The 11,684-nt window shown below is 73.3% G+C and carries 12 protein-coding genes; all 12 read right to left on the reverse strand.

The features are described 5' to 3' along the window. Positions 1–53: 53 nt before the first annotated feature. The 12 genes from ACFUVW_RS15655 to ACFUVW_RS15710 all read right to left on the reverse strand — a co-directional run bounded on the left by ACFUVW_RS15655 (position 54) and on the right by ACFUVW_RS15710 (position 11,508). Positions 54–497: a DUF4233 domain-containing protein gene (locus ACFUVW_RS15655; protein ID WP_430572252.1), complete on the reverse strand. Its 444-nt coding sequence runs from the start codon at positions 495–497 to the stop codon at positions 54–56. After that, positions 494–2,173, reverse strand: a complete 1,680-nt coding sequence (locus tag ACFUVW_RS15660; RefSeq protein WP_430572253.1) for an MDR family MFS transporter — start codon at positions 2,171–2,173, stop codon at positions 494–496. The genes ACFUVW_RS15655 and ACFUVW_RS15660 overlap by 4 nt, the downstream gene beginning before the upstream one ends. Positions 2,174–2,283: 110 nt before the next feature. Continuing rightward, entirely contained in the window at positions 2,284–2,892 is a 609-nt protein-coding gene (locus ACFUVW_RS15665) for a TetR/AcrR family transcriptional regulator (RefSeq protein WP_430572254.1), read from the reverse strand. A gap of 57 nt (positions 2,893–2,949) precedes the next feature. After that, a complete protein-coding gene (gene dhaM, locus ACFUVW_RS15670) occupies positions 2,950–3,636 on the reverse strand; it encodes a dihydroxyacetone kinase phosphoryl donor subunit DhaM (protein WP_430572255.1) in 687 nt (228 codons plus the stop codon). Next, a complete protein-coding gene (gene dhaL / locus ACFUVW_RS15675) occupies positions 3,633–4,322 on the reverse strand; it encodes a dihydroxyacetone kinase subunit DhaL (RefSeq protein ID WP_430572256.1) in 690 nt (229 codons plus the stop codon). Before dhaL ends, dhaM begins: the two co-directional genes overlap by 4 nt. 41 nt (positions 4,323–4,363) lie before the next feature. Then, positions 4,364–5,359 (reverse strand): dihydroxyacetone kinase subunit DhaK, encoded by a 996-nt coding sequence (gene dhaK / locus ACFUVW_RS15680; protein WP_430572257.1) that lies wholly within the window; start codon positions 5,357–5,359, stop codon positions 4,364–4,366. 173 nt (positions 5,360–5,532) lie between these two features. Beyond that, a complete protein-coding gene (locus ACFUVW_RS15685; protein ID WP_430572258.1) occupies positions 5,533–6,291 on the reverse strand; it encodes an ABC transporter ATP-binding protein in 759 nt (252 codons plus the stop codon). After that, the gene (locus ACFUVW_RS15690) at positions 6,288–7,331 is read right to left on the reverse strand and encodes an iron chelate uptake ABC transporter family permease subunit (protein WP_430572259.1); all 1,044 of its coding nucleotides are present in this window, start codon (positions 7,329–7,331) and stop codon (positions 6,288–6,290) included. The genes ACFUVW_RS15685 and ACFUVW_RS15690 overlap by 4 nt, the downstream gene beginning before the upstream one ends. After that, entirely contained in the window at positions 7,321–8,349 is a 1,029-nt protein-coding gene (locus ACFUVW_RS15695) for an ABC transporter permease (protein WP_430572260.1), read from the reverse strand. Before ACFUVW_RS15695 ends, ACFUVW_RS15690 begins: the two co-directional genes overlap by 11 nt. Before the next feature lie 7 nt (positions 8,350–8,356). Beyond that, the gene (locus ACFUVW_RS15700) at positions 8,357–9,379 is read right to left on the reverse strand and encodes a siderophore ABC transporter substrate-binding protein (protein WP_430572261.1); all 1,023 of its coding nucleotides are present in this window, start codon (positions 9,377–9,379) and stop codon (positions 8,357–8,359) included. A gap of 142 nt (positions 9,380–9,521) precedes the next feature. Further along, a complete protein-coding gene (locus ACFUVW_RS15705; protein WP_430572263.1) occupies positions 9,522–10,826 on the reverse strand; it encodes a bifunctional folylpolyglutamate synthase/dihydrofolate synthase in 1,305 nt (434 codons plus the stop codon). 193 nt (positions 10,827–11,019) lie between these two features. Next, positions 11,020–11,508 (reverse strand): nitroreductase/quinone reductase family protein, encoded by a 489-nt coding sequence (locus ACFUVW_RS15710; protein ID WP_430572262.1) that lies wholly within the window; start codon positions 11,506–11,508, stop codon positions 11,020–11,022. Positions 11,509–11,684: the final 176 nt, after the last annotated feature.

Below are 11,684 nucleotides of genomic sequence, written 5' to 3' on the forward strand. Positions count from 1 at the left end.
TCTGTCGCGTCATCCGGGCGGATGACGCGACAGATCGCTTGGTGGAAGGCCGGTCAGAGGTTCGGTGCCGTCTCCGGGTGCTGCGCGTCGTACTCCGCGCGCTCGCGGTCGATGCGACCACCCAGGCGCAGCGAGACGACCCACATCGCGACGAACAGCACCCCGACGACGAACATCATCGGCAGCAGCAGGCCCATCGCCAGCACCGGCACCTGCACGACCGTCCCCGCGTAGTACCCCATCGGCGTCCCGACCATGCGGGACATCGCCAGCAGCACCACGAACAGCACGCCGATCACGAGCCACAGGGCGAGCGGCGACTCGATCACCAGCGGACCGCGCTCGTAGCCGGTGTTGCGCAACCCGTACAGGGCGACGCCGGCGAACAGCACCACGAACGCCTCCAGCTGCAGCATCATCGACGTGAACTGCACCTTGGCGGGCTTGCGGGGCTTGATGCGGTCCCCGGGGCGGGGACGGTCGTCCTTCTTGCTCACGACCCCACGATATCCGCGCGCTCGCGGGTCGCGGGACCGTCGTCGTCGGAGACCTCCGACGCGCCGTCGGCGACCGGCAGCTCGTCGAGCGTCCCCGCCTTGGCCGGGTCCGAGACCGCCTCGCCGCGCGCCACCATGCCGGCGACGTCGGAGAGCTTGATCACCGGCAGGAAGAACGCCAGCACGAGGCCGACGAGGACCAGGGGCACGAGGTACCAGAACGACGGCGCGAGGGCGTCGGCGTAGGCGTCGATGATGCCCGACTTGAGCGGCTCGGGCAGCGACTGCACGACGCCCGGCGTGAGGCTCGACTCCCCCGCGCCGCCGGCCCCGGCGGGCGCGCCCGCGAAGACCTCGGTGAGGTTGTCCGTGAGCCGCGTGGTGAAGATCGTCGTGAACAGGGCGGAGCCCACGGCCGCGCCGATCTCGCGGAAGAAGTTGTTGGAGCTCGTGGCCGTGCCCAGCTCGTGCGGGTCGACGGCGTTCTGCACCGCGAGCACGATGGTCTGCATCACGAGGCCCATGCCGGCGCCGAGCGTGAAGATCATGGCGCCGAAGGTCCACATCGACATGTCGCCGGACAGGCGGGTCAGCCAGACCATCGCCAGCGCGACCACGATCAGGCCGGCCACCGGGTAGGCCTTGTACTTCCCCGTCTTGGAGATCGCGATACCCGAGACGATGGAGGTGAGCATCATGCCGGCCATCATCGGGAGCATCAGCCAGCCCGACTCGGTCACACCGGCGCCCGTGGACATCTGCAGGAACGTCGGGATCATCGCCATCGCGGAGAACATGCCCATGCCCAGCACGAGCCCGATGAGCGTCGTGATGGTGAACGTGCGGTTCTTGAACAGCCGCAGCGGGATCAGCGGCTCGGCGACGCGCGTCTCGACCAGGATGAAGGCGGCCACGGCGGCGAGCGTCAGCACGACGAGGCCGGACAGGCGCCAGTCGGTCCAGTCGTAGCCGGACGACGACAGGGACTCCCAGCTCGTGACGAGCACGATGCCGGTGGTGGCCACCGCCATCGTGACGATCCCGCCCCAGTCGACGGGGCGCGACGACCGGTGCGAGGGCAGCTTGAGGGCGAACCAGGCGATGACGAACGCGGCCACGCCGACCGGCAGGTTGATCCAGAAGGTCCAGCGCCAGCCCGGGCCCTCGGTGAGCCAGCCGCCCAGGAGCGGGCCGAGGACGGCGGAGATGCCGAACAGGGCGCCGAGCGGGCCCATGTACTTGCCGCGTTCGGAGGCCGGCACGATGTCCGCGATGATCGACTGCGACAGGATCATCAGCCCGCCGCCGCCGAGGCCCTGGACTGCGCGCCACAGGACGAGCTCGATCATGTTCTGCGACAGCGCCGCGCCCACGGACGCGAGCGTGAACAGCCCGATCGCGACGAGGAACGGCCAGCGCCGGCCCATGAGGTCGCCGAACTTGCCGTACAGGGGCATGCCGATGGCGACGGCCAGGATGTAGGCCGTGACGACCCACCCCTGGTGCTCGACGCCGTTGAGCTCGCCGACGATCGTGGGCATCGCGGTGCCGACGATGGTCTGGTCGAGGGAGGACAGGAACATCGACGCCATCAGGGCGCCGAAGATCAGCCAGACGGTGCGCTGCGTCAGGACGACGACGGGCTTGTCCGGCGCGGCAGCGGGGGCACTGCTCATGGGACACCTCGGATCGCGGCGCGCGGGGGCGCCGGGGTAGTGACGGGGGCTGGGGGGGTTCTTCGGGCGGGAGCGTTCGGACGACGGAGGGCGGGCGGGGCGCCCGTCGCTCAGGAGGTGAGGACGGCGGCGAGCTGGGCGACGACGTGCGGCACGTGGTCGCCGACGTCGCCCTCGTGGCCCGTGCGCGCCCAGTCGTCCATCGCCGCGCGGGTCACGACGAAGACGACCATGGCGCACATCTCGGGGTCGGCCGGGAGGGGCGTCGCCTCGTGCCGCCGCTCGAACAGCGCGACGACCTGGGTCTTGTGCCGCTCGAACCACGCGAAGTGCCGGCCGAGCAGGCGGGGCTCGAGCTGCAGGATCTCCATCACCTGCTCGCCCTGGTGCTTGCCGGGACCAGCGAACGCGGAGAGCAACGACCGGACGAGCACCTCGAGGTCCGCCACCAGGCGCCCCGTGGGGCCCCCGGCCGCGAACGCCTCGCGGGTCTCGGCGCTCAGCTCGAACGAGCCCTGACCGAGCACCGCGTCGTCCTTCGACTCGAAGTAGTTGAAGAACGTGCGGGGCGAGATCTGGGCCGCCTCGGCGATCTCCTCCACGGTCACGGCGTCCAGGCCGCGCTCGAGCACGAGCCGCTGGGCGGCGACGACGATCGCGTCCGTGCGCGCGCGCTTCTTGCGCTCACGCAGTCCGAGGTCGCCGGCGGGAGGAGTCACCGGACAATCATGCACCCACTGCAATATTGCACCAAGTGCAATTTCCTGTGAGCGTGGTCACACCTCACCGAAGCCGCCCTCGATGAGCCCGACGACGGTCGCCACCGCGTCCCGCGCGTCGGCCCCGCGCGCGGCTACCTCGACCTCGGTGCCCGCGGCGGTGCCCAGCGCCATGAGCTGCAGCACGCTGGTCGCGTCGACGCCCTGCAGCGTCACCGGCCCGCCGAACGCCGCCGCGGCCCGCGCCACCACCGCCGCCGGGCGGGCGTGCAGGCCCAGCGGGTTGCGGACCACGACCCGCGCCGACACCGTCTCGCCGTCCCCGGCCGGGGCCGCGGGGGCAGCGGCACCGCTCGAGGGGGCGGGAGCGCCCGCGCCCTCGGCGGCGGCCAGCACCGCGTCCAGGCCGGCGCCCTGCTGCGCCGCGACGGCCGCGGCGACCGCGCCCTCGACGAACGGCGCTTCGGCGAGGCGCACCCGCCCGGACAGGTCGTCGTCGAGCTCCAGCGCCGTCTCGACGGTCAGCACGGCGGAGCCCAGGTCGGCCAGCACGACGACGCCGTCGACGCGGGGCAGCGTGCGCCCGAGCGCGTCCTGCACGACCTCCAACGACGTGCCCAGGCCGCCGTCGCCGTCCCCCGCCCCGCTCTCCAGGACGACGTCCGGAGCCATCTCGCGGGCCAGCTCGACGGCCCCCTCGGCGAGCCGCGTCGAGTGGGAGACCAGCAGCAGCCCGACGCTCACTCCCCGACCGCCTCCGCCTCGCTCCCGCCCGCGGTGGCGTCGGGCCCTGCCTCGAGGGCCGCGTCGAGCGCCGCGCGCAGCACCAGCGCCGTCGAGCGCGCGCCCGGGTCCTCGTGGCCGGCGCTGCGCTCCCCCAGGTAGGACGCGCGCCCCTTGGTCGCCACGAGCGGGATCGTGCCCGTCGCCCCCGCGTCGGCCGCCTCGGCGGCGGCCCGCAGCACCGCCACGGGGTCCTGACCGGCGTCCGCGGCGGCGGTGGCCGCCTCGACCGCGGGGGCGAGGGCGTCGACCATCGTCTTCTCCCCCACCTGCGCCTTGCCGCGCGACGTCACGCCCTCGAGCGCGGCGTCGAGCAGCACGACGACGCCGGACCCGTCCACGCTGGGCCGGGCCGACCGCTTCGCCGCCCGCAGGAACGCCGTCCCGTACAGCGGCCCGGAGGCTCCGCCGACCTTCGACATGAGCGTGGTCGCGACGAGCATCAGCACGTCGCCCACCGCCGCCCGCTGCGCGGCACCCGGCTCGTCCAGCTTCGCGACCACGGCCTGGAACCCGCGGTGCAGGTTCTCCCCGTGGTCGCCGTCCCCGATCTGCCGGTCGAGCTCCGTGAGCTCGTCCTTCGACCCCGCCACGACGTCGGCGGTGCGCCGCACCCAACGCTCCGCCCATGCCACGTCGAGACCCATGACCGCACGCCTCCTCGCCTCGGGGCGCCCCGCGGCGCCCGTCACCAGTGCAACGCCGCCGTCCGCACCGGCGCGTCCCACAGCCCCCGCAGCTCGTCGTCCAGCCGCAGCACCGTGATCGACGCGCCCTGCATCTCCAGCGACGTCACGTAGTTGCCCACGAGCGACCGGGAGACGGTGACACCGCGTTCCTCGAGCTGCCCGCGCGCTCGACCATAGACGACGTACAGCTCGGACAGCGGCGTGCCGCCCATCCCGTTGACGAACAGCAGCACGTCGTCGCCGTCGGCCAGGCGCAGGTCGTCGGCGACCGGGTCGAGCAGGCTGCGCGTGATCTCGGTGGCGCCACCGAAGGGGACGCGCCGCCGGCCGGGCTCGCCGTGGATGCCGATGCCGATCTCGACCTCGCTGTCCGGCAGGTCGAAGGACGGCTTGCCGACGTGCGGCACCGTGCAGGCCGTGAGCGCGACCCCCATGCTGCGCACGTTCGCCACGACGCGGCCGGCGATCTCGGTGACGGCGCCGAGGTCGTCGCCGCGCGCGGCGGCGGCGCCCGCGATCTTCTCCACGCAGACCGTGCCGGCCACCCCGCGCCGGCCGGCCGTGTACAGGGAGTCCTCGACGGCGACGTCGTCGTTGACGAGGATCGTCGCCACCTGCGACCCCTCCGCCTCGACGAGCTCGACCGCCGTCTCGAAGTTGAGCACGTCGCCCGTGTAGTTCTTCACGATCGCCACGACGCCGGCGCCCGAGTCCGCGCCCAGGAGCGCCGGCACGATCTGGTCCGGCGTGGGTGACGTGAACACCGCGCCCGGCACGGCGGCGTCGAGCATCCCGTCGCCGACGAAGCCGGCGTGCAGCGGCTCGTGGCCGGAGCCGCCGCCGCTGACCAGCCCCACCTTGCCCGGGACCGGGCCGCCCGCGCGGGAGACGTACACGGGCTCGTCGTGCACCTCGACCAGGTCGGCGTGCGCGAGCCCGAACCCCGCCAGCGAGTCGGTCACCGCGTCCGCGGGGTCGTCGAGCAGCTTCTTCATGTCGGTGCCTCCTCCTCGCGCGCAGCGTCGGCCGCTGCCCGCGGCCTCGTCGTCGCGGGCCGCGGAGGCCCTGCAGCCTGGGCACCATCCAACACCCGCCGACGGCCGCCCGCAGCGTCCGCACCCGCCCGGTGCGGGTGATCGTGCCCGGGGCGAGCCCTCGCCCGACGCCGTCAGCCGTAGTAGAGCGCGACCGGCCTGCCGTCGATCTGCCGCACGTCCACGGCCGTGTCGTAGACGTCGCCGAGCACGTCGGGGCGCATGATCGCCGCGGCGGGCGCGTCCGCGACGACCCGGCCGCCGCGCATCGCGACGATGCGGTCGGCATAGGTGGCCGCGAAGTTGATGTCGTGCAGCACCACGACCACCCGCTTGTCGAGCTCGTCCGCCATCCGCCGCAGGAGCCGCATGATCTCGCCCATGTGCCGCAGGTCGAGGTTGTTCAGCGGCTCGTCCAGCAGCATGTACCGGGTGTCCTGGGCGAGCACCATCGCCACGAACGCACGCTGCCGCTGGCCGCCCGAGAGCTCGTCGAGGAACCGGTCGCGGTAGTCGCCCAGGTCCAGGTAGTCGACGGCGCGCTCGACGTGCTCGCGGTCGACGGTGGTCAACCGGCCCCCCGAGTGCGGGAACCGCCCGAACTCGACGAGGTCCTGCACGGTGAGCCGGGCGGCGAGGTGGTTGTCCTGGCGCAGCACGGCGAGCGTGCGCGCGAGGACGCGCGAGGACGCGGTCGCGACGTCCATCCCGTCCACCGTGACCCGGCCCTCGTCGGGGGTCAGGAGCCGCCCCACGATGCTGAACAGCGTCGACTTGCCGGCGCCGTTGGGGCCGATCAGCGCCGTGAGCCCCTCGTTCCCGAACGCGATGGACGGGGTGTCGAGGACGGTGGTGGCGCCGTACCGCTTGACGACGCCTTCGAGCGCGATCATCGCGCCCCCTTTCGCAGCACGAGGTACAGGAAGAACAGGCCGCCCGCGAAGTCGATGACCGTCGAGAGGGTGCCGCCGAAGCCGAACAGCCGCTCGAGGACCAGCTGCCCGCCGAGCAGGCACACCAGGCCGAGCAGCACGGCCACGGGAAGCGTCCACGCGTGCCGGAACGAGCCGGCGTACGAGTAGGCCAGGTTCGCCACGATCAGGCCGAAGAACAGGATCGGGCCCACGAGCGCGGTCGACGCGGCGACCATGACGGACACGACGAGGAAGAGCGTCATGACCACCCGGCGGTGGTTCACCCCGAGCCCGACGGCGGCGGGCTCGCCCAGGGTGAGGACGTCCAGGGTGGGCAGCAGCGGCACGAGCGCGAGGCACCCGGCCGCGACGATCCCGCCGGTCAGCGCCAGGAGCACCGGGTCGGGGCGGGTGAGCGACGCGAACATCGCGTCGGTCAGCACCTGGAAGTCGAGCGGGTCGAGCATGCGCTGCATCCACTCGGTGAGGCTGCGGAAGCCGGTGCCGAGCACGATGCCGACCAGCAGCATGAGGTGGATGGACCGCCGCCTGCCGCCGAACATCCAGGTGAACAGGACGACGCTGAACGCCACCATCACCAGCACCTGCACCACCCACATCGCGAGCTCGTCGAGCCGCAGGAACTCGGCCGAGCCGAGAAAGAACACGACGATCGTGGAGATGAGCACGTAGAAGGCGTCGAACCCCATGATCGACGGGGTGAGGATGCGGTTGCCGACCACGGTGTGGAACACCACGGTCGAGACGCCGACCGCGGCGGCGACCACCAGCATGGCCGCGACGGTCAGGCCGCGGATCCTCAGCGCGAACGCGAGGGACCCGGGCACGTCCGTGCCCAGGTACACCCCGGCGAGGACGAGCACGACGGCGGCGAGCAGCGCCAGGCGCACGACGGGGCGCCGCCACACCCGCAGCCACGCCCGCCGCAGCGGCCCGGTGGCGCCCGGTCCCACGGCGGGCGGCGCGCCAGGGGGTGCGGACACGGTCTCAGTGGGCACGGCCCCTCCTTCGCAGGAGCAGCCAGAGGAACAGCCCGGCCCCGACGACGCCGACGATCACCGACAGCGGGATCTCGTAGGGGTGGCGCACGGTGCGCGCGAGGAGGTCGCAGGCGAGCACGAACACCGCGCCGAGCCCGGCGACCCACGGGATCGAGCGGCGGACGTTGTCGCCGACGATCAGGCTCACCACGTTGGGCACCACGAGCCCCAGGAACGGGATCATGCCCGCGGTCACCAGCACCGCGGCAGTCACCACCGCGACGATCACCATGCCCACCGCCACCACGCGCCGGTAGTCCAGCCCGAGGTTGGTGGCGAACTCCTCGCCGAGCCCGATGACGCTGAACCGGTCGGCGGCCACCCACGCGACCGCCACCATCGCCCCGGCGATCCAGAGGAACTCGTAGCGGCCCTGCACGATGGTGGCGAAGCTGCCCTGCGACCACTGCCCGAGCGCCTGCAGCAGGTCGAGGCGGTAGGCCACGAACGTGGTGACGGCCCCGACGACGCCGCCGAGCATGATGCCCACCAGGGGCACCAGCACCAGCTGACGCACGGGCACCGCCCGGACCACGCGCAGGAAGACCCAGGTGCCGACCAGCCCGAAGGCCGCGGCGACCCCCATCTTGCCGACGACGGCCAGCCCGGGCCACAGCACCAGCGTGGTGAGCATGCCGAGGGTGGCGAACTCGGTGACGCCGGTGGTGCCCGGCTCCACGAACCGGTTGCGCACCAGCATCTGCATGATGAGCCCCGCGATGCCGAGCGAGGCGCCCGCGAGCACGACGGCCAGGGTGCGCGGGACGCGGCTGGCGCTCAGGAGGAACCCGGCCGTGTTCCCGGCGGCGCCGGCGTCGGCCCCGGAGAGCGACCCGGGCGAGACGTCCGCGACCCCGACGAACAGGCTCACCGCGGCGAGGACGACGAGGGTGACGCCCACGAGCGCCCCCACCCAGGCCTGTCGGGGACGGTGCCGGGCGGGGGCGCTCGCGGGCGGAGCGGCGAGGGCGGTCACGCGCAGGTCACGCGGCGATCTGCATGACGTCGTCGATCATGCGCTGCGTGGTGTCGAGACCGCCGAACACGATGTACCAGGCCGTCGGGTCGAGGTAGACGATCTGGTCGTTCTTCGCCGCCGTGGTCCGGTCGACGATCTCGTTGTCGAGGACGGCCTGCGCCGCCTCGCCCTCGCCGGACCCGGTCGCGGCGTCGCGGTCGACGACCCACAGGTAGTCCGGGTCGTGCTCGAGGAGGAACTCGAACGAGACCGGCTCGCCGTGGGTGGCGGCCTGGACGTCAGCGACGGCGGGCTCCACGCCGAAGACGTCGTAGATGATGCCGCCGCGGGCGTTGCGGCCGGTGGCGTCGTCGCCGGCCGGCGCCATGGCGCTGAGCTCCCCGCCGGAGACCATGACCCCGAGCCCGGTGCCGGCGTCCGCCGTGACGGTGCGGGCCTCCTCGATCTGCTCCTCGAGGTCGGCGACCTTCGCCGCGGCCTCGTCCTCGGCGCCGAGCACCTCGCCGAGGAAGGCGGCGTTGCGCTCGAGCGTCTCGGAGAACGAGCCGCTGATGCTGAGGTCCACGGTGGGGGCGATCTGGCTGAGGTCCTCGTACAGCGCCGAGGAGCGGCCGCCGATGACGATGAGGTCGGGCTGCTGGGCCTCGATCTCGAGCAGGTCGGCCTCGAACAGGGTGCCGGCGTTGAACGCGTCCTCGGCGAGGTAGCCGGTGAGGTAGTCGGGCACCGAGTCGAGCGGGGCCCCGGCGACCTCGCCCCCGAGCGCGCCGATGGTGTCGAGGCTCGCCATGTCGAAGACGACGATGTTCTCGGGGTCCCGGGGGACGTCGACGGTCGTCTCCTCGTACGCGGGCTCCTCGTCCTCCGCCGCGGTGTTGCGGTCCCAGGTGAACGAGACGGTGTCGCCGGCGGCCGCGTCGTCCGCGGTCTCGGCCTCGGAGGACCCGCCGCAGGCGGACAGCCCGAGGGCGACGACGAGGGCGGTCGCGACGGCGGGCGCCGGTCGCAGGGCAGAGCGGAGGCTCACGAGAATCTCCCGGTGTGAGGAACTTGTGATGACGTGGCGCGCGCCCTCAACCTAGGCAAGGCTTACCTGAGTCGTCCACCTTTACGGCACGACGATGTGACGTAATGATTCTCACAGGGTGCTGTCAGAAAGCGCCCGGGCCTCAGCCCCGGCCCAGCAGGATCCGCGCGTCGGCGACGGTGATGACCGAGCCCGTGACCAGCACGCCGCGGCCGGTGCCCACGCCCACCTGGTCGCCGCTCTCGGCGAGGTCGGCCGCCACCTGCAGCGCCTCGTCGAGCCGGGCGGCGGTGCGCACCCGGTCCTCGCCGAAGATCTCCTGGGCCACCTCGAGCACGTCCTCGGGGTCGGCCGAGCGGGCCGACGAGTTCTTCGTGAGCACGAGCTGCGTGAGCGCCGGCTCGAGGGTCGCGAGCAGCCCCTCCACGTCCTTGTCCGCCATCACCGCGACGACGCCGACCAGCCGCGGCAGGTCGAACTCCTCCTCGAGCGCGTCGACGAGGGCCTGCGCGCCGTGCGGGTTGTGCGCCGCGTCGACCAGGACGGTCGGGCTCGAGCGGACCACCTCGAGGCGCCCGGGCACGACGACGTCGGCGAACGCCGTCTCCACCACCCCGCCGTCCAGGGCCCGACCACCGAGCAGCGCCTCCACCGCGGCGAGCGCGAGCAGCGCGTTGTGGGCCTGGTGCTCGCCGTGCAGCGGCACCAGCACCTCGGTGTAGAGGCCGGCGGGGGTGCGCAGGTCCACGAGCTGCCCGCCGACGGCCACCCGACGGCCGGCGACCTCGAGCTCCACGCCCTCGCGCAGCAGGTGCGCCGAGACGTCCGCGGCGCGCTCGCGCAGGATCTCGTCGACGACGACCTCCTGGGCGGCGCTCACGACCGTGGCGCCCTCCTTGACGATGCCGGACTTCTCCGTGGCGATCTCGGCCAGCGTGGAGCCGAGCCAGCGCTCGTGGTCGATGCCCACGGGGGTCAGCACGGCGACCTCGCCGTCGACGACGTTGGTGGAGTCCCAACGGCCGCCCATGCCGACCTCGACCACCGCGACGTCGACCGGCGCGTCCGCGAAGGCGGCGATCGCCATCACGGTGAGCACCTCGAAGAAGCTGAGGCGCGGGCCGCCCGCCTCCTGCGACTCGCGGTCGGCCACGCCGATGTAGGGCGCGACGTCCTCCCAGACCTCGACGAACCGGGCGGCGCTCAGCGGCTCGCCGTCCACCTGGATGCGCTCGGTGACGCTCGTGAGGTGGGGCGAGGTGAACAGGCCGGTGCGCAGGCCGTGCTCGCGCACCAGGCGCTCGGTCATGCGGGCCGTCGAGGACTTGCCGTTCGTGCCCGTGAGGTGGATCGCGCGGAACGTGTGCTGCGGGTCGCCGAGGAGCTCGAGCACCCGCCGGACACGGTCGAGCGTCGGGTCGATGTCGTGCTCGGGCGCACGCGACATGATCTCCGCGTAGACCTCGCGCAGCGACTCCTGCGCCACGGCGTCCTCCGCCGCCGCGAGGGCGGCCTGGCGCTCGGCGGCACGAGCCTTGCGCGCGGCGGACGAGGGCTTGTTCTCAGCGTCGGGGGTCACCCCCGAAGGATAGGCGGTGCGCGCCTCCCGGCGACGGCCCGTCAGCACTCGTCAGCACTCGTCAGCGTGGCTCGAGCACCACGACCGGGGTCTCGCCGGCGCGGTGCGCGGCGAACCGGTCGATCTCGCCCCAGCCCTGGTGGCGGCCGACGAGCGCCCACAGCCGGTCGCGCTCCTCCCCCTGCGCCGCGGTCCCGCGCACCGGCCGCGGCCCGTCGACCGTGTCGACCTCGGCGTCCGGGTGCGCGCGCAGGTTGAGCCACCACGCCGGCGGCGGGTCGCCCCAGCCGTTCATCGCCAGCGTCACGTACCGGCCGTCGTCCTCGACGTAGCCGAGGATGACGGCGCGCTCCTGGCCGCTGCGGCGCCCGACGACGCGCAGGCGCAGCATGCCGAACTTGCCGCCGGGGGTGGGCCGGCGCAGGGGCCACCGCCCCCCGCTCACCCGGTAGCCGGCGCGCTGGACGGCCCACGCCGACCGGACGAACCAGCGCGGCGGGACGAAGGGTGGGCGGGACTCGGGGGCGGGTGTCGCTTGCGTGCTGCCCATGACGGACTCCTCGGCGAGCTCCTCGCAGCGGGCCGGCGCGGCACGGCCGGGGCACCAGGCTAGCCCGGCGGGTGGCGGCGCGCCGCTGTCGTCGGCCGGGGCTACCGTCCCGCGGCCGTCGACCCGACGCACGCACCCCGAGGTGATCCTGCGCGAGGTCGAGGCGTTCCTCGACC

It is taken from the genome of Isoptericola sp. NPDC057391, from assembly GCF_042668085.1.
In the GTDB taxonomy this organism is placed as follows: domain Bacteria; phylum Actinomycetota; class Actinomycetes; order Actinomycetales; family Cellulomonadaceae; genus Isoptericola.

Coding starts and splice junctions, on each gene's coding strand:
- ACFUVW_RS15660 (WP_430572253.1), bottom strand. CDS start 2,173: ATGAGCAGTGCCCCCGCTGCCGCGCCGGACAAGCCCGTCGTCGTCCTG.
- dhaL (WP_430572256.1), bottom strand. CDS start 4,322: ATGGGTCTCGACGTGGCATGGGCGGAGCGTTGGGTGCGGCGCACCGCC.
- dhaK (WP_430572257.1), bottom strand. CDS start 5,359: ATGAAGAAGCTGCTCGACGACCCCGCGGACGCGGTGACCGACTCGCTG.
- ACFUVW_RS15685 (WP_430572258.1), bottom strand. CDS start 6,291: ATGATCGCGCTCGAAGGCGTCGTCAAGCGGTACGGCGCCACCACCGTC.
- ACFUVW_RS15705 (WP_430572263.1), bottom strand. CDS start 10,826: ATGTCGCGTGCGCCCGAGCACGACATCGACCCGACGCTCGACCGTGTC.
- ACFUVW_RS15710 (WP_430572262.1), bottom strand. CDS start 11,508: ATGGGCAGCACGCAAGCGACACCCGCCCCCGAGTCCCGCCCACCCTTC.